Raw genomic sequence first — 22294 nt, 5'->3', positions numbered from 1 at the left:
AATATAAGTAAGCTCCAATTATAGTCGAGGCAAGAGCCGTTCGCTGGCCGATCATTGCGCGCTTGAATTTAGGGCTCATTTCGTAGTACAATAGAAGGCTAGTTTGGATAAATGCATCATCAAGCTAAAGAGAAGCTACAAATCAGCTATGAAAAGTTGATTAAAAAATTATTTATTAATGCACGAATCTGATCAACAAGGGTGTCTGGAATTACATAATATTCCCAGATCACTGACTGGATTCAAGACCTAACCCTGGAGTTAATATGTCTGTAACAATGCGCGAAATGCTAGAAGCTGGCGTCCATTTTGGTCACCAAACCCGTTTTTGGAATCCAAAAATGGCGCCGTTTATCTTTGGTCACCGCAATAAAATTCATATCGTCAACCTGGAAAAAACTCTGGGTATGTATCAAGAGGCGATGCAATACATCCGTCAATTATCAGCAAATCGCGGCACAATTTTGTTGGTTGGTACAAAACGTCAAGCACGCGACATCATGGCAGCAGAAGCGCAACGCGCTGGTATGCCTTTCGTTGACCAGCGTTGGTTGGGTGGTATGTTGACTAACTTCAAAACAGTCAAAACATCGATCAAACGTTTGAAAGATATGGAAGCTTCTGTAGAAGATGGTTCTGTAGAAAAGTTGAGTAAAAAAGAAGCGTTGATGTTCCAACGTGAAATCGTTAAATTGCAAAAAGCAATCGGCGGCATCAAGGATATGGGTGGTATTCCTGACGCAATTTTCGTAGTTGACGTTGGTTATCATAAAGGCGCTATCACTGAAGCTGCTAAATTGGGTATCCCAGTTATCGGCGTAGTTGATACTAATCACTCTCCTGAAGGTGTTACTTACATCATTCCAGGTAACGATGACTCCTCCAAGGCAATCGCTTTGTACGCTCGCGGCGTTGCTGATGCAATTCTCGAAGGCCGTGCTAATGCTGTCAACGAAGTGTTAGAAGCTGTTAAGCCAAGTGCTGATGAATTCGTCGAAGTGGCAGGTCAAGCTTAATTGCTTAAAAGCTACGAACTGAGTTCGCAAGTAAGGTGATGGTAAAGGGGCAACAGTCGTTCGCCCCTTTTTTTAAATAAATTTTGATGTTGGTGCTTATCAATAGATGGCACTATCAATTTAGGAGAAAAACATGGCAGCAATTACAGCAGCGATGGTGGGTGAATTGCGCGCAAAGACAGATGCGCCGATGATGGAGTGCAAAAAAGCTTTGACTGAAGCCGAAGGTAATATGGATCGCGCAGAAGAATTGCTCCGTATTAAACTTGGTGGCAAAGCATCGAAAGCGGCATCCCGTATTACTGCAGAAGGCGTAGTAGCTAGTTACTTAACTGGTAATGTTGGCGCAATGATTGAAGTTAATTGCGAAACTGACTTTGTTACCAAGAATGATGACTTTTTGGCGTTAGTAAACAATTGTGCGAAGTTGGTTGCAGAGCATAACCCTGCTGACGTAGCAGCTTTATCAGCTTTGCCATTGGAAGGCGGCACAGTAGAGTCAGTGCGCGCTGCATTGATCGGGAAAATCGGCGAAAACATGTCAATTCGCCGTTTTGTACGTTTTGATACTGAATCTAAATTAGCAGCTTACTTGCACGGCACCCGTATCGGTGTTGTAGTTGACTTTAATGCCGCTGATGATCAGGTCGGTAAAGATGTTGCTATGCACATTGCCGCAATGAAACCAGTTTCATTGTCCTCTGAACAAGTTCCTGCTGAATTGATTGAGAAAGAACGTTCAGTAGCCTCTCAGAAAGCGGCTGAGTCTGGTAAGCCAGCAGATATCGTTGCTAAAATGGTTGATGGTTCGATTCAGAAGTTTTTGAAAGAAGTCTCGCTGTTGAATCAAACATTTGTGAAGAACGACAAGCAAACAGTCGAGCAAATGTTGAAGGCGGCAAATGCTTCCGTCAAATCTTTCACAATGTATGTGGTTGGTGAAGGCATTGAGAAAAAGCAAGACGATTTCGCTGCGGAAGTAGCTGCTCAGGTGGCAGCGGCAAAGCAGGCGTAAGCAAGAATGCGGGCCGAAAGGCCCGTTTTTTTAAACTGCCCGCTTTTTAAATGTATAGATACAGTGTGCTAATAAGGTGTACTAGTTTGCATTAAATTGCTATCTAGTATTTACATTTAGTGAAGCTATTTAATGCGGCTCGTTTCTCAGCTTTTAGCATGTAAGAAATTAATCGTCTAAATCCATAAGGAGTCCAGAACGTGACAAACGTAACGAACGCAAAGCCAGCTTACAAACGTGTCCTGTTGAAGCTCTCTGGTGAGGCCTTGATGGGAGATGATGCCTTCGGAATTAATCGCGCAACAATTGAGCGTATGGTTGCTGATGTCGCTGAAGTCTCAAGGCTTGGCGTTGAATTGGCGATTGTTATTGGAGGCGGTAATATTTTTCGCGGTGTAGCGCCCGGTGCGCAAGGTATGGATCGGGCCACAGCGGATTATATGGGGATGCTTGCAACTGTAATGAATTCCCTGGCATTGGCGGATGCGATGCGTCAGGCGGGTATTACTGCCAGGGTTATGTCAGCAATTGGGATCGATCAAGTAGTTGAGCCTTACGTCCGCCCTAAAGCATTGCAATATCTGGAGGAAGGTAAAGTTGTTGTATTTGCAGCTGGAACAGGTAATCCGTTCTTTACTACAGATACTGCCGCTGCTTTACGAGGATCAGAAATCGGTGCAGAGATTGTTTTAAAAGCGACCAAAGTCGATGGCGTCTATACTGCCGACCCAAAGAAAGATCCTACAGCAACGCGTTACACCACGATTTCTTTTGATGAGGCAATCTCACGCCATTTGCAGGTAATGGACGCAACTGCATTTGCGTTATGTAGAGATCAAAAATTACCAATCAAAGTCTTCTCAATTGTCAAACCAGGTGCGCTAAGAAACGTCATCATGGGAGCAGACGAAGGCACCTTGGTACACGTATAATTTTATTGAACGTACTACTGAATTGATAAGTTGATGTATAGGAGGGCGGCATGACCGTTGCAGATGTAAAGAAAAATACTGAACAAAGAATGCAAAAAACGATAGAGACGCTGAAGGCGGATTTGTCCAAAGTCCGTACTGGCCGCGCGCATACCGGCATTCTTGATCATGTTCAAGTTGATTACTATGGTACGGCAACACATATTACCCAAGTTGCGAACGTGACCCTAATCGATGCCCGTACTATCGGTGTTCAACCTTGGGAAAAGAAAATGATTTCTGCGGTTGAGAAGGCGATTCGTGATGCGGATTTAGGTCTGAATCCGTCCACGCAAGGTGACATGATCCGAGTACCAACTCCGGCGTTGACAGAAGAGCGTCGTAAAGAAATGGTTAAGTTGGTTAAGAATGAGGGCGAAGATGGAAAAATCGCCATCCGTAATATTCGCCGTGATGCTAACGAGTCACTCAAGAAAATTCTCAAGGATAAAGAGTGCTCTGAGGATGATGAGCGTCGGGCTCAAGATGATATACAGAAGCTGACCGATAAGTTTGTTAGTGAAGTAGACAAGCTACTTGCTGAAAAAGAAAAAGAAGTATTGACGGTATAGATTGCCCCGATATTTCCTTGCTCCTATTTGCCTTGGGCGTTTAATTAAATTTTTTGCTCAAGGCAGAAAAGAAGTAATTCATTCTGGATATTCATGACTCACATTAGCTCTACAAAAGATGTTCCCGTTGTCGATAATGTGCCTAAGCACGTGGCTATTATCATGGATGGTAATGGGCGTTGGGCGACCAAGCGCTTTTTGCCACGTGTGGCGGGACATGCTAAAGGGGTAGATGCAGTTCGTGTCATCGTCGAAGCATGTGCCATCAGGGGCGTGCAATACCTGACTCTTTTTGCCTTTAGTTCTGAAAACTGGCGTCGGCCTGCAGATGAAGTTTCTTTATTGATGCGCTTATTTGTTACTGCGCTTGAGAAAGAAGTCGCAAAAATGCACGTAAACGATATTCGCTTGAAGGTAGTCGGTGATTTAAGTCGTTTTGATGCGTCATTGCAGAAAATGATACAAGCAGCAGAGACGAAGACGGCGAACAATGCCGGGCTCACAGTCACCATCTGCGCTAACTATGGTGGCCGCTGGGATGTAGTGCAAGCCTTTAATCGGTTGGTACAAGAGGGGCAAGTTAGTATGCCGATTGATGAGGATCAATTAGCGCCTTATTTGTCTATGGCGTATGCGCCCGAGCCAGATCTTTTTATCCGTACTGGCGGTGAAACAAGAATTTCTAATTTTTTACTGTGGCAATTGGCCTACAGTGAGCTTTACTTTACCGAGACCTACTGGCCTGACTTTGATGCTGCAGCGCTAGATACGGCCATCACATCCTATCAAACAAGAGAACGAAGATTTGGCCGAACCAGTGCGCAATTGGTAGGACAAACATCGTCATAGCTTTCAGGCGACTTAATGCTTAAAACTCGTGTCATTACGGCATTGATATTATTGGCGATTTTATTGCCGATTCTTTATTCGGGTTCTTTTATTGCGTTTACGATCATCGCAACCTTGTTCTTGGGCGCCGCAATGTGGGAAAACCAACGTCTGTTTCAGAAACCGGCTCCTATTGTTATTGCCCTTATTTGGGCGGGCTTATTTGCGGGCTTAACTGTTAGTAATGCTGCTATTTCTCAACCTATGCTGTTTGCTTTGTCCACTGCATTTTGGGCGGTTAAATTTACTCCCTCGCTAGCCAGAGGTCTTCCGGCTCGTAATAACGGAATTGCTAACTCTCTATTTAGTGGTATGTATAGCGCATCTATTTTTGCTTGTTTTGTCGCGATAACCAGTTTGTTCAATTACTCCCCGATTTTTTTGTTGTCTATCATGGCAACAGTCTGGGTTGCTGATATCGGAGCCTATTTTTCTGGAAAAGCTTTTGGTAAACATAAGCTGGCACCAAGTATTTCACCCGGCAAGTCTTGGGAGGGAGCGATAGGCGGCTGGATTGCTGTACTGCTGATTAGTTTTGCTGCGAGCCAAGTTGATGTGCTTTCTGGTACTTTTCCTTCCAAAGTATTAATCTCGTTTGGAATTTTGGGCTTCGTTGGCATTATGAGTCTGTTGGTTGTCGCCAGTGTTGTGGGCGATTTATTTGAATCCTCATTAAAACGCCGTGCAGGTTTCAAAGACAGTAGTGCTTTACTGCCGGGTCATGGCGGTGTGCTTGATAGGATTGACGCCTTAATCCCCGTATTACCCATTGCTGCGCTCATTGTTTTATGGATGAAGTAAGTATGACGACGAGCGTATCAAGTGTACAAAAACTCTGCGTTTTAGGTTCAACCGGTTCTATCGGAGTTTCTACTCTGGATGTGGTTGCTAGACATCCAGATCGCTATCAGGTATTTGCTTTAACAGCACATAGTCAAGTTGAAAAATTGGCGCTGCAATGTAAGCAATTCAATCCGCAGATTGCAGTGGTTGGTTCCGCTAAAGCGGCTTCTGAATTACAACGGCTACTGCTTGGAAAGAATCTAAAGACTGAAGTCAGCTATGGCTCACAAGCCCTATGTGATGTAGCGAGCTCTGTCGATTGTGATACGGTAATGGCGGCAATTGTCGGCGCTGCTGGTTTGCCCGCATCCTTAGCTGCAGCTAAGGCGGGTAAGAAAGTTCTACTTGCGAACAAAGAAGCCTTGGTCATGGCTGGACAGATATTTATCAATACTGTTCGTGACAGCGGCGCTACTTTACTACCCATAGACAGCGAGCATAATGCGATCTTCCAATGCTTGCCGCACAATTACAATCGACATCCATCTGAATATGGAATCAGCAAGATTATCTTGACAGCGTCTGGGGGGCCTTTTTTAAATCGCAATTTAGAATCCTTATCCGATGTAACGCCTGACGAGGCCGTGGCGCATCCAAACTGGGTCATGGGCAGGAAGATTTCAATTGATTCCGCCACCATGATGAATAAGGGCTTAGAGGTAATTGAGGCGCACTGGTTATTTGCTACGCCTTCAGAGCAAATTGAAGTTTTGATACATCCCCAGAGCGTGATTCATTCTATGGTTTCCTACAATGATGGCTCAGTCCTTGCCCAGATGGGGAATCCGGATATGCGCACACCGATTGCTTACGGTTTGGCCTACCCAGAACGAATTGTATCTGGCGTCGCACCACTTGATCTGGTTAAAATCGCTAAACTCCATTTCGAAGCGCCAGACTTTAAGCGTTTTCCTTGCCTTGATCTGGCTTATGCTGCGTTGAAAGCGGGTCAAACTGCATCAACTATATTGAACGCAAGTAATGAGATCGCTGTCCAAGCTTTTTTGGACGGGAAAATTGGTTTTAGAATGATTGATCAAATTATTGCTCGTGTATTGGATAAGATTGCATTATCTAGCGCCGATGATATCGAATCTATTCTTGAATGCGATAAAGAAACACGAGTAATTACTCAGGCTTTGCTCGCTTCATGATTCAAATACAAACTTTTTTACAAACCGTCCTAGCATTTGCATTTGCGCTGGGTACTCTTGTGATTATTCACGAGCTTGGACATTATTTTGTCGCCAGACTTTGCGGTGTTAAAGTTTTACGGTTTTCTGTCGGTATGGGGCGAGTTATCTACTCAAAAAATTTTGGTAAAGACCAAACTGAATGGGCTTTATCAATTTTACCTTTGGGCGGTTACGTCAAAATGCTTGATGCGAGAGAGCAGGATGTAAGTAAGCTATCTGAGCATGAGTTAAGCAGGGAATTTTGTAGACAGTCAGTTTGGAAACGCATCGCCATTGTTGCGGCAGGTCCCACAGCAAATTTTTTGCTGGCAATTACTTTATTTTCTGGTCTTTACTTGCATGGAGTTTCTGAGCCCAGCAGTAAAATTCGCGTACCTTCGAGTTCTTCGTTGGCTTATCACGCAGGTTTGCGTCAAGGTGACGTGATCACTAGCGTAAATGATGAGAATGTACAAACTTGGTCTGACGTGCGCTGGAAGTTACTACAATTAGGTTTATCTAAAAGTAACGCGCAGATAGTTGTCGCTAGGGTTAGTCAAAATAAACCGGAAATTCTTGATCACGTAACGATTGAACTCCCTTTATCCCAGCTCTCAAGTAAAGATCTGGAAGCCGATTTTTTGAATCAATTAGGTTTTTCCGTTGCTCGTCCGGCGGCAATACTAGGCACAGTAGATCCCGAAGGAGCTGCGAAGCGCGCTGGCTTGCAGGAGAAAGACCAAATTCTTGAAGTTGATGGTAGACCATTATTGGATGGCTTAGCATTTACCGAACTGGTCAGTGCTTCCCCAAATAAAGCGATGCATTTGTTAGTGAAGCGAGGCGAACGAACTTTCGAACTTGATGTCACACCTGAGCAGCAAGTGATTAAGGATCAGACTATTGGCAGAATTAAAGTTGGATTGATGCTCGCACCAGAGATGGTGCAAGTAGAAACAACTTTTTCGGATTCAGTGGTCAAGGGCACAAAAAGAACCTGGGATACCAGTATTTTGAATTTTAAAATGCTGGGGAAAATGGTGACTGGGGATATTTCGTTAAAGAATATTACAGGTCCCATCACGATTGCTGATTATGCAGGTCAGACCTCCAGAACCAGTGTCGTCAGTTACCTTAGCTTTATTGCTTTAATCAGTATTAGTCTTGGCGTCATGAATTTGCTCCCTATTCCTGTGTTGGATGGCGGGCATTTGTTGTATTATTCGCTGGAAGTTTTGACTGGAAGGGCTGTGTCAGAGCGTTTCGGTGAGATTGCACAGCGCGCAGGCGTGGTTTTATTAATGGGTTTGATGGCAGTTGCCTTTTTTAATGATATTTCACGACTAATGTCATAATGCGCAGCTAAAGCAAACTATGCTGCTGGTTGTCGATCTTTCCGGTAGAAATTTGAGATTAAATAACACCCAATGAAATTACATATCGAGCACTTTACTTTGCCAAATACTTTGCCTAAATTACGACGCCACATATTGGCATTAGCGGCTCTTGCCGTTTGTTCAGGAAGTGCATTGGCCGTTGAGCCATTCACTGTAAAAGATATCCGTGTAGAGGGTATTCAGCGGACCGAAGCAGGAACGGTGTTTACTTACCTTCCGGTTAAAGTTGGCGAAGTATTTGATGATGCCAAGAGTATTACTGCAATCAAGTCTTTGTATGCGACAGGTTTCTTTAAAGACGTTCAAATCGAAGTGCAAAACGGTGTTTTAATTGTTTTGCTTGAAGAGCGTCCATCTATCGCTGGCGTCGAGTTCACCGGTACTAAGGAGTTTGAAAAAGATGCTTTGATTAAAGCCTTAAAGGATATTGGCGTTGGCGAAGCAAAAATCTTCGATAAAGCAACTGTGGATCGTGCAGAGCAAGAACTGAAACGTCAATATTTATCGCGCGGTTTGTATGGTGTTCAGATTACGACAACTATCACACCGATTGAACGTAACCGGGTGAATGTAACTTTTGCAGTCAACGAAGGTGATATCGCTCGTATTGCACAAATTACTTTAGTCGGTAATAAAGCGTTTTCCGACAGTGAATTACGTGAATTATTTGCGCTCTCAACACCTGGTTGGTTTAGCTGGTACACCAAGGCTGATCAATATTCAAAACAAAAATTGTCTGGCGATATTGAAACACTACGATCTTTTTATCAAAATCGCGGTTATCTAGAAATGCAAATTGATTCCACGCAAATTTCTATTACTCCAGATAAAAAGAATATTTACATTACCATCAATATTATAGAAGGCGACAAATACACAGTATCTGACGTCAAGCTTGAAGGTGAGGTTTTTGGTCGTGAAGACGAACTAAAATCTTTGTTATCTCTCAAGAGCGGTGATATTTATAACGCGGCGAGATTAACGGATAGTACCAAACGTATTTCTGAGCGTATGGGTAACTTTGGTTACGCTTTTGCGAACGTGAATGCCAATCCGCAACTTGATAAAGAAAAGAAAGAAGTTGCGTTTACAATCTTTATCGATCCTGGTAAGCGAGTATATGTACGCCGCATAAATCTTGCAGGTAACACCCGAACCAGAGACGAGGTAATTCGTAGAGAATTCCGCCAATTCGAAGGATCTTGGTATGACGGTGAAAAAATCAAAATTTCGCGCGACAGGGTTGATCGTCTTGGATATTTTAAAGACGTCAATATAGAAACGCCAGAAGTGCCAACTAGTACAGATCAGGTTGATGTGAATTTGACGATCACTGAGAAGCCGACCGGTAATATTTTGCTCGGTGCAGGTTACTCCGGCGCAGAAAAATTGACTTTGACAGGCTCAATTCAACAAGCAAATGCGTTTGGTAGTGGTGATACGATTGGGCTTGATGTTAATACAAGTCGTCAAAACCGTACTATTGCTGTGACTCATGTCGATCCTTACTTTACTGATGATGGCGTAAGTCGCAGTTTTGACGTCTATCTGCGAACAACCAGACCAATTATTGGTAGTCTTGGTGATTATAAAGTCCAGACTACTGGCGGTAATGTCCGTTTCGGTGTGCCGTTTTCAGAAGTTGATACAGTGTTCTTTGGTCTAGGCTTTGAACGCACTAATGTGCAGACCTTTTCACCGTTCGATGGTGTCCAGAGTCCTCCTCGTTATCTTCAGTATGTTGCTAATTATGGGGACGGTATTAAAGACCCTACTGATCCGCTATATGGTGTAGGTAACGCTGTCACCAATGCGTTTCCATTAACAGCTGCATGGCAAAGAGACAGTCGCGATAGTGCTTTGACGCCATCGATTGGGCGCTATCAACGTGCAAATATTGAGCTTGCAGCTATAGGTAGTTTTAAATACTATCGTGCAATTTATCAGCATCAATATTTTAAGCCAATATATCGCTCGGTTGTTTTGGCATTTAATGGCGAGTTTGATTATGGGCATGGCTTAGGTGGTAATCCGTATCCTTTGTTTAAAAATTTCTATGCTGGTGGTATTGGATCAGTGCGTGGCTATGAACCTTCCTCGTTAGGTAGTAAGGATCCGGCTGGTGATTCTCTCGGTGGCTCAACAAGGTTATTTGGTAATTTGGAATTACAATTACCATTTCCGGGTGCAGATAAATCTTTGAGGTGGTTTACTTTCCTTGACGGTGGTAACGTATTTGATGAAGGTCAAAAAGTACGTGTCAGCGATATGCGATACTCTGTTGGTATGGGTATCAGTTGGATTTCACCTGTAGGCCCTTTAAGATTGAGTATTGGTAAAGCATTGAATGCAAAACCAGAGGATAAAAAACAAGCCTTCCAGTTTCAATTGGGTGCTGGATTTTAAACAAACTGTCTGCTAAGTTTTAACTTGTTTGAGTTTGTATTTGAGATTGTTTTTCGGAGAATATTTTGAGTCAACTTACTACCCCGTCCAAATTGTTGCAAAGCCTGATGGTTTGTGCGGCGTGTTTTGTCAGCGTTGCTCAAGTCCATGCACAGGATTCTAGAGTCGCTATTTTTGATTCTCAACGTGTTATGCGTGAGTCTGGCCCAGCCAAAGCTGCCGAAGAAAAAATCAAACAAGAGTTTTCTAAGCGCGGCAAAGAAGTTGATGATTTGGGCCTTAAAATTAAAGCAATGGCAGAAAAGCTTGAAAAAGACGCTCCCGTTATTTCTGAATCTGAACGGATTAAACGTCAGCGCGAATTAACTGATCTGGATCAGGATTTCAAACGTAAACAACGTATTTTTAGCGAAGACCTGAATCAGCGTAAGAATGAAGAAATCGCTGCTTTAGTAGATCGCGCCGTAAAAGCAGTGAAGCAAATTGCCGAAGCTGAAAAATACGATATCGTCTTGCAAGATGCGGTTTACTTTAATCCACGCGTTGATATCACAGACAAGGTTCTCAAAGCCCTGTCCAAATAAAATATGACCAACATAAGCATTCGGCTGGGGGAATTGGTCGATCGCTTCGGTGGTCAATTAATTGGCTCTCCAGATGTTGGTATCACGGGCATCGCTCCTTTGAGTGATGCTGTTTCTAGCCAACTCAGCTTTTTATCCAACTCCAAGTTACGCTCACAAGTATCGCAGACTCACGCTGCTGCGTTGATTTTGTCTGCGACAGATCATGCTGCTGTCCGTGATTCGTACTCTGGCATTTATATTATTGCGGATAATCCTTATGTCTACTTTGCGCATGTAGCCCAACATTTTGCTTCCCTACGAGCTATTCCTGCTGAAAAAGGCGTGCATCCAACTGCCTTCGTCAGTCCATATGCCATCATTGCTCCTAGCGCCTCTATCGGTGCTCACGCTACGATTGAAGCGGAGGCCGTGATAGCTGAAAACGTGGTTATCGGTGCAGGCTGTTTTATCGGGCGAGGCGTGAATCTTGATGCCAATACACGGGTTCATCCTAATGTCACGATTTACGACTATTGTAGTATCGGTCAACGCGTGATTATTCACTCAGGTGCGGTGATTGGTGCTGACGGATTTGGCTTTGCCAATGAGCGTGGAAACTGGATTAAGATTCCGCAAACAGGGCGTGTGTTGATCGGTGATGACGTAGAAATCGGTGCGAATACCAGTATTGATCGTGGTGCACTCGCAGATACCATCATAGAAGAGGGCGTTAAGTTGGATAATCAAATTCAAATTGGGCATAACTGTCACATCGGAGCGCATACGGCAATGGCTGGCTGCGTCGGGGTTGCAGGTAGTGCCAAAATTGGAAAACATTGCACCTTTGGCGGTGCCGCCATGGTGTTAGGGCATTTAAATATCGTTGATAACGTGCATATTTCGTCGGGGAGCATGGTCACTCGGTCCATTTTAGAGCCAGGGCAATATACAGGTTTTTATCCATTAGCAAAAAATGCAGATTGGGAAAAAACCGCCTCGATTGTTCGTAATTTAAACAGCATGCGCGACAAAATCCGACAATTAGAAAAAACCATTAAATTGCTTACAGAAAAATCATCATGAACACTCTCGATATCAATCAAATTAAACAATATCTTCCGCATCGTTATCCTATGTTGTTAGTGGATCGCGTTTTGGATTGGGAAAGCGGCAAGCGTATTACAGCGATAAAAAATGTGACAGCAAATGAGGAATTTTTCAATGGACATTTTCCGAACAAACCAGTCATGCCCGGCGTTTTGATGATAGAAGCAATGGCACAAACTGCCGCGATTTTGTCTTTCCTGACGATGGATCAAAAACCGGATGAAAACACGATAGTCTATTTTTTAGGCATTGATGGCGCACGCTTTAAGCGGCCTGTAGAACCAGGTGATCAATTAAGAATTGAAGTAGAAATTTTGCGTATTACCCGAGGTATCTGGAAATACAAAGCCAAAGCGACCGTTGATGGCCAACTTGCTGTAGAGGGCGAATTAATGTGTACCTTACGCTCAACCACTGACACTCCTACGGCGGTGTAAATCATGGCGATCCATCCAACAGCACTGATTGATCCTAAAGCCTCATTGGACAGCTCGGTTGAGGTGGGTCCGTATTCGGTTATTGGACCCAATGTCTCGATCGGTGCCGGGACAAAAATTGCATCGCATGTGGTGATTGATGGCCACACAAGCATTGGTTGCGACAACCAGTTCCATCCGTTTTCATCCATAGGCGGGCCTGCACAGGACAAAAAATATGCTGGTGAAGCGACGCGCTTAGAAATTGGCGATCGTAACTTGGTCCGTGAATTTTGCACCTTCAATTGCGGTACTGTGCAAGATAAAGGCCTGACCCGGATTGGTAGCGATAACTGGTTTTTAGCCTATGTGCATATTGCACATGATTGCCAGGTTGGCAATCGTACGATCTTCTCCAATAATGCGGCATTAGCCGGTCATGTCCAGATTGGTGACTGGGTAATTTTGAGCGGCTTTGCGGCGGTACATCAATTTACCCAAATCGGCCCGCATGCTTTTGTCGGGATGAATACTAGCCTGACGCAAGACGTACCTCCTTTCGTGCTTTTGTCTGGCAACCCCGCGCAGGCGCATGGCATCAATATTGAAGGCTTGAAACGGCGTGGATTTGATCGCGCCCAAATCTCTGCTTTGCGCCAAGCCTACAAAATTATCTACAAGTCAGGTTTGACATTAGACGAGGCCAAATCCGCTTTGGATCAAGAGATTGCCGGATTGCCTGACAGCGAAGCGCAGCACGTCCAGCAAATGCGCCAGTTTCTTGATACCACCACACGCGGCATTGTGCGTTAATTTTAGCGTCATGCGGTAGCCAAATAAACTTTAGATGAGTTTTAAATAAGCTCTAAATAAGCTCTAAATCAGCTCTAAATCAGCTTCAAATAAGATTTAAATCGACGCCATTTTGCTTCACTGTGTTTGCGTACTTTTTGTATTGGACTGCTCTTGTCAAACAATCCCGTCATTGCCATGGTCGCCGGTGAAACCTCTGGTGACATGCTGGCTAATCGTATGTTGTCCGGCCTCAGAAAGCAATTGCCTGATGCCGTAATGCATGGGATTGGCGGGCCAAGGATGGCTGAGTACGGTTTTATCAATGACTGGCCAATGGATAAACTGGCAGTACGTGGCTTGTTTGAAGTATTAGCGCATTACCGAGAGATCAGTGGGATTCGTAAACAATTGCGTGAGCGTTTGTTAGCAGAGAAGCCAGACGTATTTATCGGCGTTGACGCTCCAGACTTCAACCTAGATTTAGAAATCCAGCTCAAACAAGCTGGTATACCGACCATGCATTACATCAGTCCGTCGATCTGGGCGTGGCGTGGCGGACGTATCAAAAAAATTGCTGAAGCCGTCTCGCATATGCTGGTCGTCTTTCCGTTTGAAGAGAAAATTTACCGCGATGCCGGTATTCCGGTCACCTATGTTGGCCATCCTTTAGCGCAAGTGATCCCGCTAGAAATCGACACCGCAGCGGCGCGGGAAGAGCTGGGCTTTCCGGCGGACGCAAGAATCTTGACGGTGTTACCTGGCAGCCGGATGTCAGAAATTAAGTACAACACGGCGACGTTTATCAGTGCTGCAAAAATCTTATGTGCGCGTGATCCTCAGTTACAAATCGTGGTGCCGATGGCTGGCTCCAAACAACGCAGTTACTACATCAAACTAGTGGTACAAGCCAAGTTAGAAGGTGTGCCCGTGTTGCTGATCGATGGCCGATCACATACGGCAATTGCTGCTGCGGATGTTGTATTGGTCGCCTCAGGTACCGCGTCGCTAGAGGTCGCTTTATTTAAAAAACCAATGGTGATCGCTTATAAAATGATGGAAGCATCATGGCAAATCATGCGGCATATGGGGTATCAGCCATGGATAGGTTTGCCGAATATTCTTGAGCGTGAATTTGTCGTACCTGAATTTTTGCAAAGTGCCGCAACGCCAGAAGCTCTAGCAGAGGCTTTGTGGAAGCAATTAAACGATACGTCATTGCGTGACTCACTTCAACAGCGTTTTACCGATATGCATCACACGCTATTACGTGATACGGCCGAATTGTCCTCCAATGCGGTGATGGCGGTGATGGATGAGCACCGCTCTGGCCGCTGATTTGTCTGATTTTTCGTATAGGTTTGATCACGCTGCTGTGTCTGATCATATCGATTTTTTCCTAATAAGTTCGAGCCTGGTTTTACATAGATTTAAATATACTCCCCATTATTTTTAGTAAAATCGCTTTGATGTCCAGACTTTATCTGGACATCTAATGCATACAGGGTGGGAGTAATTTATTCTCTCAAGCCGTTATTCAAACGAAGAATCTGAGTTGTAAGCAAAGCTCTTGCTAAAAATTTAGGCTATCCTATGTCATCCTCTTCATTTGCATTTTTATCTTATGTATATCGACTCTCATTGCCATATTAATTTCCCTGAACTGGCGGCACGTATGCCAGAAATTATGTCAAAAATGGAGGAGAACGGTGTTACGCATGCCCTGTGCGTGTCGGTTGATTTGCCGCATTTTCCGCAGGTATTGGCACTGGCAGAAGCATATCCAAATATCTACGCGTCGGTAGGCGTCCATCCAGATTATGAAGACACAGAGGAGCCGAGTGCAGAGCAACTCGTGCACTTGTCACAGCATCCAAAAATTATTGCCATAGGCGAGACCGGCCTGGATTATTTCCGGCTGACAGGTGATCTGGAATGGCAGCGCGAGCGGTTCCGGCAGCATATCCGTGCCTCTAGGCTCAGTCGCAAGCCGTTGATTATCCACACCCGATCAGCCTCAGAAGACACCATCCGTATTATGCAAGAAGAGGGCGCTGGCATTGCCCAAGGTGGCGTTGGTGGTGTGATGCATTGCTTTACCGAGTCTTTAGAAGTTGCGCTGGCGGCGATTGAAATGGATTTTTATATTTCTTTCTCCGGTATCCTGACTTTTAAGAGTGCCAAAGATCTACAGGCGGTTGCACGTGCTTTGCCTGTAGAGCGCATTTTGATCGAAACCGATTCACCTTATCTGGCACCCACGCCGCATCGAGGCAAAATGAATGAACCTGGTTTTGTGCGCCATGTGGGTGAATTTTTAGCTGACTTAAAAGGGATTTCAGTCAAACAGGTGCAAGAAGCGACGACTGAGAATTTTTTTAAATTATTCAATCTAGCGCAATAATATGCAAACTCAATTGCGGATCAACTTGAGAACTACGCTAAGAGCGAATTTTTTAGAAGGTAAGCTAAGATTAGTGCCAGTGTTTAGCCAGCTGCAGACATCGCTTTGGATGCTGTCCACACTGCTGTTAGTTACCAATCTGTTTTTGCCTACTTCAGCACATGCAGGGTCTTACGATGATCTGATCACCGCCGTCAAATTTGATTATGTTGAAGTGGTTCAAGACCTGCTAGTTAAAGGCATCGACCCAAACTCGGTAGAGCCAGGCAGAGGCGAGACTATATTAATGCTCGCTCTGCGTGAACATTCCGACAAAGTGTTTAATCTACTGATGGCGCAGCCGGAGATAAAAATCGAGGCTAGAGCAAACAACGGTGATACCGCAATCATGATCGCCAGCTATGAGAATAATATCGAGGCAGTAAAAAAACTGATCGCGGCCGACGCCCAGATTAACCAGCCCGGCTGGACTGCGTTGCATTATGCGGCCGCAAAAGGCAATCTGGAAATCATCTCTCTACTGCTAGAGCACTCAGCATACATCGACACAGAATCGCCCAATAAAACTACGCCGTTGATGATGGCGGTACGTTCTGGCAAATCAGAAGCAATTACTTTGCTATTGGACGAGGGCGCGGACGCCACTGTAAAAAATCAACTCGGTATGACCGCACTGGATTTTGCGCTGGAATATGAAAAAAAAGAAATTGCTGAAATTTTAAAAGAGCATATAAAAAAGCATCACTGAGTTGTTGGTCGATTGCCTTATTAATTCCACCAAAACGTCGTTAAAAATTCGGTCAAAGTTGAGTTAAAGTATGGTCAAAGTATGGTCACTGAGTAGTAACAAACAAGCGGCAAAATAAGCGTGCTTCCGTGGTACTTTATCGGAGTAAATTAACTGCTAAAACCGGGTTGCCAAGCCTTGTTCTATCGTGGTAAAGTTCGCGCTTCGTCTTATTGGAGTTTTTCTGTGGATAGTTATAGTAGTCGATCTTATATCGACCACACCTTGGCACTGTAACCTCAGAACTCCTGTCGCTACTTTGCCAGATAATGGCAAGTAGTGATGTCAAAAATAGCCTGCAACATCTGCATGCTGCACATCCTTACTTACCCCCACTAACGTACTTAACAACGTACTCAACGCATGCTTAATTGGGCGTAGCGGCTTAGCACCGAAAGCTTGTACTCTGCCTGACAGATACCCAAGTTTAGTCGCTTAGTTTGCCTGGCATGTGCTGTTTTTAGTCATGACTATGCGTAGCTGGTCAGGGAGGTAGTTTGTTCGAACTTTTTAATCCGCAAAAACGCTCTGTACTCACGAGCGTTATCAAAGGGTCCTTAAGCGATCCTAACAAAGGGCCTAATCGCTGGGATTGGGCTTTGTTGCCATTGGTTTTTTTACTGATCGTTGCATTTGCCTTTGCCGCAATGCAGATGAGTCGTCCCTTTGTGGTCGGTGAAATTTTACACATATCGTTGGATCCAAGTTATTTGCCGTATTACTTATTGCGTACTATTTTGCGCATGTTTACGGCCCTGGCTTTTGCTTTGCTATTCAGCTTTGCTTTTGTCGCGATTGCCGTCAAATATGCAGCAGCAGAAAAAATAATGATACCGATGCTGGATATTTTACAATCGCTGCCAATTCTAGGTTTTCAAGCGATTGCGATCACTCCGTTCATCGCCTTGTTTTCGGGCGATTTATTAGGTGTTGAGTGCGCAGCGATTTTTGCGATCTTTACCTCGCAAGCCTGGAATATGACTTTTAGCCTGTATCAATCGGTGCGCACTGTGCCGCCAGAATTGAGTGAAGCCGCACGTATCTTCAGATTGTCTAGCTGGCAGCGATTCTGGCGCTTAGAACTGCCGTTTGCAATGCCAGGTTTGTTGTGGAATATGATGATGTCGATGTCGGGTGGCTGGTTTTTTCTGGTTGCTGCCGAGGCGATTTCTGTCGCAGGACAAGATATTAAATTGCCGGGTATCGGCTCTTATATTGCGGTAGCGATTGAATCTAAAAACGGCATGGCAATTGCCTATGCGATTGCTGCCATGTTGACCGGTATTTTGCTCTACGATCAACTATTCTTCCGACCCTTATTGGCATGGGCAGATAAATTCCGTTTTGAAGAAAGCCAGGGCGAATCTGCACAGCAATCCTGGTTGCTGGATTGGATGCGTAACAGTCACTGGTTCCGCGAGTGGAGCGAGAGATTTTGGCATTGGTTAAGTCGCGCTCTTGGTTGGTTTAGTGTGACTTACGACGGTACATCGCCACAGGCAATTGTGCGTGAGCCGCATCCATTTTGGTCGCGGGCATGGGATATTTTATTGATCATCGCTTCTGCAATTGCTGCGATTAGTTTGCTGGTATACATCCATACTGAAGTTGGTTGGGCTGAAGTCGCGCATGTCGTTTTTCTAGGGTTGATCACTTTAACCAGAGTCATGTTATTAATCGGACTTGCTTCAGTGGTCTGGGTGCCGATTGCAGTATGGATAGGTTTGCGCCCGCAATACTCACAACGGGTACAGGCAGTGGCGCAATTTTTAGCGGCGTTTCCGGTGAATTTATTATTCCCTATCGTCGTTTTTATGATGGTTCGTTTTAATCTCACACCGAATATCTGGCTCAGCCCTCTGATGGTATTTGGTACTCAGTGGTACATCTTGTTCAATGTTGTTGCCGGTGCTTCTGCGATTCCGAACGAGTTGCGCCTGGCTGCAGATAATCTAGGTTTAAAAGGCTGGCTAAAGTGGAAGCGGGTGTATTTGCCCGCCATTTTCCCTAGCTACATCACTGGCGCAATTACGGCCAGCGGCGGCTCTTGGAATGCCAGTATCGTTGCTGAATACGTCACCTGGGGTAAAACGACGTTGATTGCTGATGGTCTGGGTAGTTACATCAAGCAAATGACTGAAGCTGGAGATTTCCATCGTAATGCGCTAGCGATTGGCGTGATGTGCGTCTTCGTCATGGTATTGAATCGGTTTTTCTGGCGCAAACTGTATTTACTCGCCGAAGATCGCAGCCACTAGATGTTAGTCACTGATTCGCACTTAAAACTGCTTGCGACATCAGTGCCAAGAGGATAAATGATGACTCAAAAATTATTAATCGATTTAAATGCCGTAGCCAAATCCTTTCGCGCAGCCGATGGTACTGCCCGCTTGATTTTAGATAAGGTTGATTTCCAGTTAAAAGAAGGTGAGATCGTCGCCTTGCTGGGTAAATCCGGGTCTGGTAAATCTACTTTATTGCGCATCATGGCAGGCTTGATCCCCGCTGACAAAGGCAAGGTTGCTTACCGCGACAAACCGATTTATGGTCCGGTCGCGGGCGTTGCCATGGTGTTTCAATCATTCGCGCTATTCCCTTGGTTAACCGTGCAGCAAAATGTCGAGCTGGGTTTAGAGGCGCAAGGAGTTCCGGTCAAAGAACGGGAAGAGCGAGCCGATGCCGTTTTAGAGATGATCGGTCTGGCTGGTTTCGGCGGCGCTTTACCGCGCGAACTTTCTGGCGGTATGAAGCAAAGGGTAGGTATCGCCCGCGCGCTGGTGACGAATCCTGATGTACTGTTGATGGACGAAGCCTTTTCTGCATTAGACGTTTTAACTGGCGAAACCCTGCGTAACGACATGCTGGAGCTATGGGAAGAAAGCCGTATTCCAACCAAAGGCATTCTGATTGTTTCGCACAATATTGAAGAAGCCGTGATGATGGCGGACCGCATCATTATTTTGTCCAGCGACCCCGGCAGCGTGCGTTGCGAAATCAAAATTGATTTGCCTCGTCCACGCAATGTGGAGTCCGCCGAGGTGAGGGCTTTGATTGACGAGGTATATGGCCTTATGACTATGCGCCATACACCTGAAACCGTCTCTGGTCGTCCTTCCCCAGAGCATCTTGGCTACCGTTTGCCAGATACCGACGTCAGCCGGATCGAAGGCGTACTCGATTTACTGGCCGATGCACCGTTCAACGGTCGTGCTGATTTGCCGCAACTGGCAGAAGAATCTGAATTGTCAGATGAGGAATTATTCCCAACTTACGAGGCACTAGGCTTATTAGGTCTGGCCATCATCGAAAAAGGCGACATTATCCTGACGCCATTGGGACAACGGTATGTCGATGCCGATCAGGCCTTAAAGCAAGAACTCTTCGGACATCAATTATTAACCCACGTACCACTCGCCGCCAACATCCGCGGCAATTTAGAAATCGATCCTAACGGCAGCTTGCCGGAAGAACCTTTTTTGGAATTGCTGGCAGAATTTTTAGAAGCCGACGAAGCCAAGCGCGTTCTGGAGATTGCGATTGAATGGGGCCGTTACGGTGAGGTATACGAGTACGACTACCGTACTGGTCGCTTGATTTTACCTGAGCTGGAAGAGGAATAAATTGGAGTTCTGTTGCAATATCAGTAGCCATTTTTTTAGGTCAGGCCAGATTTAAAATGTCAGACCGGAGATGTAGTCGGCGGGGCGATCAACGTTGGTAACAGAGCCCATTTGGTGAGTGACATTGCGACTGTAGATTGTATTTTTCCTTGTTCGGATGAAAGACATCTAGTCTGGATATTGTACTAAAAGCAAAAAACTCTTTGGCTACACCGGCGGGGTACATGTTCCCCATAACATCGTCGCTACTTTTGCTTGAGGGTGAAATGTTATTTAGATTTATGTCGAAGTCATCTTAGAGTACTTACTAAAATCATATACTCCCACTTACGACATAAGAAATATACCCTGGTGTCCAATGATTATATGGACGGGTAAAATATACCCATGGGGAGTATATTATGCAGATTCATCATCGATGAATAGACGATCCTCCCAGACTCCACCTAAAAGCTACTACAAAAGTTTTGCAGGTCGGCTGCACGTCCAGCACAAACTTTGCATCACAGCATGGAGTGTTTTATTGGATATTGGGAAAGCGATCTGGAAAGGTCGCTAGCCTCAGGTGATAGTGCAAGTACTGAGCACTGAGCAAGATAGTCGCATTGATTCATCGAATCCAGTGACGATTGTTAAATCTTTGTAAGCGAGCCTAAGCGTGCTGTCGCACCGATCTGAACAAGCCTCACCTGCTAGATTGAACGTTTTAGTTTAACCCAGATTTTTCATTGGAATAGCGACAAGTGTGCCTTTGGCAGACTGACTGGCTAGACACGACGACGACGCAAGCTGCATCTTGCTAGGAGGAGCAACAACGCCAGGCAGTTCGCCAAAGGTGCAATTGTCGCTGTAGCGCTCGCACTCAAATCGCGGTCGTGCTATCCCGCTGAACACCGCATGCCCTCTGCGTTTTTTGCGAAGTAGTAGCGGTCTAATGGAAAATCTGGGTTTAATCAGCTCAGTCGAGGCGAACATCATGAAACGAAGAGATTTTTTGAGGGATGTGAGCGCTCTTGCAGTGGCTTCGCCTGTGTTGAGCTCGTGCTCCTCCGATATCCATCACGAACAACTCTTGCGTGACCTAAGGTCGCCGATGTCTGATCAGCCAGTTGGGGATGGCGGCTACCATTCCTTGCTGCTACGCGAACTGGTGCGTTACTCGACTCTGGCGCCATCGAGTCATAATACCCAATGCTGGCAATTTCAGTTGCAGCCGAAATTGGTCTCGATTATGCCGGATTTGACGCGGCGCTGTCCTGTCGTTGATCCAGATGATCATCATTTGTTTATTTCATTAGGTTGCGCCGCTGAGAACTTGGTGCACGCCGCATTGGCAAATGGTCTTTGGGCTGAACCGCGCTTTGACTCTGTCGGGGCTGGCGCCATTGCTATTTCGTTAGAGCCAACTCGAGCGCAGTCGTCCAGCTTTGCGGCAGCCATTCCGGTGCGTCAATCTACCCGAGGCGACTACGATAACCGGCCGCTGTCCAATGAAGAATTACGTTTGCTTGAACTGGCGGGCTCTAGCAATCATGGCGGTGGCATTCATCTCATGCTCATTACTGAGCATCGTATGGCAGAGAAAGTGCTGGAGTATGTCGTCGCTGGAAATACGGCGCAGATGAATAATGCTGCATTCGTCAAAGAATTAAAAAGCTGGATTCGTTTTAGTCCGCAGCAGGCGGATAGGACTGGCGATGGATTGTATGCGGCAGCATCTGGTAACCCAGCGATGCCAGAGTGCTTAGGGGGCCAAATGATGAATTGGTTTTTCACGCTCCGATCTGAGAATGAGCGCTATATCAGGCAAATCCGCAACTCGTCTGGCCTGGCAATATTTTTTTCTGACGTCAGTGATCCGGCGCATTGGGTTGAGGTTGGTCGTTGTTATCAACGGTTCGCACTGCAAGCGACCGCACTGGGTATTCGTAATGCCATGCTGAATCAACCAGTTGAAGTAGGAACGATTCGGCCGCACTTTGCCACTGCGTTGGGATTGGGGAATGCGCGCCCCGATCTGGTTGTGCGTTTTGGCCGTGGCTCATTGCTACCTTACTCGATACGTAGGCCAGTTAGTGCGGTACTAGTTAGAGTGTAATCGTCTCTATTTTGCATCGTGTTGACAAGCTGACCCGATGTTTATTGAGCTAGAGCTTACTTTGTATTCAGCTAACTTTTAATCAGATTGGCAATTTGTTCGAGGTTCGATCAGACCTTACAGAATGCTTTTGCTATAGTCGATTTAAATCTGATTACTATCTATTTAAATATACTCCCATCATTTTTTTATAAAAATAGCTTAATGACCAATAGTCATAT

General features: G+C 45.3%; 19 protein-coding genes. All 19 read left to right on the top strand.

The window, feature by feature from the left end:
- The first annotated feature begins 266 nt into the window (after positions 1–266).
- The 19 genes from rpsB (at position 267) to RGU72_RS08210 (ending at position 22073) form a co-directional block, all read left to right on the top strand.
- Positions 267–1016, top strand: coding sequence for a 30S ribosomal protein S2 (rpsB, locus tag RGU72_RS08300; RefSeq protein WP_322119279.1), 750 nt, complete (start codon positions 267–269; stop codon positions 1014–1016).
- A gap of 133 nt (positions 1017–1149) precedes the next feature.
- Positions 1150–2031: a translation elongation factor Ts gene (gene tsf, locus RGU72_RS08295; RefSeq protein ID WP_322119278.1), complete on the top strand. Its 882-nt coding sequence runs from the start codon at positions 1150–1152 to the stop codon at positions 2029–2031.
- Between the two features lie 200 nt (positions 2032–2231).
- Positions 2232–2963, top strand: coding sequence for a UMP kinase (pyrH, locus tag RGU72_RS08290; protein WP_322119277.1), 732 nt, complete (start codon positions 2232–2234; stop codon positions 2961–2963).
- 50 nt (positions 2964–3013) lie between these two features.
- Positions 3014–3574, top strand: a complete 561-nt coding sequence (gene frr / locus RGU72_RS08285; protein ID WP_322119276.1) for a ribosome recycling factor — start codon at positions 3014–3016, stop codon at positions 3572–3574.
- Positions 3575–3667: 93 nt separating this feature from the next.
- A complete protein-coding gene (uppS, locus tag RGU72_RS08280; RefSeq protein ID WP_322119275.1) occupies positions 3668–4423 on the top strand; it encodes a polyprenyl diphosphate synthase in 756 nt (251 codons plus the stop codon).
- Positions 4424–4438: 15 nt separating this feature from the next.
- Positions 4439–5263 (top strand): phosphatidate cytidylyltransferase, encoded by an 825-nt coding sequence (locus RGU72_RS08275; RefSeq protein WP_322119274.1) that lies wholly within the window; start codon positions 4439–4441, stop codon positions 5261–5263.
- 2 nt (positions 5264–5265) lie between these two features.
- Positions 5266–6459, top strand: a complete 1194-nt coding sequence (gene ispC, locus RGU72_RS08270) for a 1-deoxy-D-xylulose-5-phosphate reductoisomerase (RefSeq protein WP_322119273.1) — start codon at positions 5266–5268, stop codon at positions 6457–6459.
- Entirely contained in the window at positions 6456–7835 is a 1380-nt protein-coding gene (gene rseP / locus RGU72_RS08265; protein WP_322119272.1) for an RIP metalloprotease RseP, read from the top strand. Before ispC ends, rseP begins: the two co-directional genes overlap by 4 nt.
- A gap of 72 nt (positions 7836–7907) precedes the next feature.
- On the top strand, positions 7908–10283 hold the full coding sequence (gene bamA, locus RGU72_RS08260; RefSeq protein ID WP_322119271.1) for an outer membrane protein assembly factor BamA: 2376 nt from the start codon (positions 7908–7910) through the stop codon (positions 10281–10283).
- Between the two features lie 107 nt (positions 10284–10390).
- Positions 10391–10867 carry an OmpH family outer membrane protein gene (locus RGU72_RS08255; RefSeq protein WP_322121591.1) on the top strand — a complete coding sequence of 159 codons (477 nt, stop codon included), beginning with the start codon at positions 10391–10393 and terminating at the stop codon, positions 10865–10867.
- A 12-nt stretch (positions 10868–10879) separates the two neighbouring features.
- Positions 10880–11932, top strand: coding sequence for a UDP-3-O-(3-hydroxymyristoyl)glucosamine N-acyltransferase (lpxD, locus tag RGU72_RS08250; RefSeq protein ID WP_322121590.1), 1053 nt, complete (start codon positions 10880–10882; stop codon positions 11930–11932).
- The gene (gene fabZ / locus RGU72_RS08245) at positions 11929–12393 is read left to right on the top strand and encodes a 3-hydroxyacyl-ACP dehydratase FabZ (RefSeq protein WP_322119270.1); all 465 of its coding nucleotides are present in this window, start codon (positions 11929–11931) and stop codon (positions 12391–12393) included. Before lpxD ends, fabZ begins: the two co-directional genes overlap by 4 nt.
- On the top strand, positions 12394–13185 hold the full coding sequence (gene lpxA / locus RGU72_RS08240) for an acyl-ACP--UDP-N-acetylglucosamine O-acyltransferase (RefSeq protein WP_322121589.1): 792 nt from the start codon (positions 12394–12396) through the stop codon (positions 13183–13185).
- Between the two features lie 153 nt (positions 13186–13338).
- Positions 13339–14502 carry a lipid-A-disaccharide synthase gene (gene lpxB / locus RGU72_RS08235; protein ID WP_322119269.1) on the top strand — a complete coding sequence of 388 codons (1164 nt, stop codon included), beginning with the start codon at positions 13339–13341 and terminating at the stop codon, positions 14500–14502.
- Positions 14503–14788: 286 nt separating this feature from the next.
- Positions 14789–15568, top strand: a complete 780-nt coding sequence (locus RGU72_RS08230; RefSeq protein ID WP_322119268.1) for a TatD family hydrolase — start codon at positions 14789–14791, stop codon at positions 15566–15568.
- Between the two features lies 1 nt (position 15569).
- Positions 15570–16316, top strand: a complete 747-nt coding sequence (locus tag RGU72_RS08225) for an ankyrin repeat domain-containing protein (RefSeq protein ID WP_322119267.1) — start codon at positions 15570–15572, stop codon at positions 16314–16316.
- A 536-nt stretch (positions 16317–16852) separates the two neighbouring features.
- Positions 16853–18613, top strand: a complete 1761-nt coding sequence (locus RGU72_RS08220) for an ABC transporter permease (RefSeq protein ID WP_322119266.1) — start codon at positions 16853–16855, stop codon at positions 18611–18613.
- A gap of 60 nt (positions 18614–18673) precedes the next feature.
- A complete protein-coding gene (locus RGU72_RS08215) occupies positions 18674–19975 on the top strand; it encodes a nitrate/sulfonate/bicarbonate ABC transporter ATP-binding protein (RefSeq protein ID WP_322119265.1) in 1302 nt (433 codons plus the stop codon).
- 976 nt (positions 19976–20951) lie between these two features.
- On the top strand, positions 20952–22073 hold the full coding sequence (locus RGU72_RS08210; protein ID WP_322119264.1) for an Acg family FMN-binding oxidoreductase: 1122 nt from the start codon (positions 20952–20954) through the stop codon (positions 22071–22073).
- The last annotated feature ends 221 nt before the right edge of the window (positions 22074–22294 follow it).

Source organism: Undibacterium sp. 5I1 (assembly GCF_034314085.1).
GTDB lineage: Bacteria > Pseudomonadota > Gammaproteobacteria > Burkholderiales > Burkholderiaceae_D > Undibacterium.
This window is presented reverse-complemented; position numbering and strand designations above follow the sequence as displayed.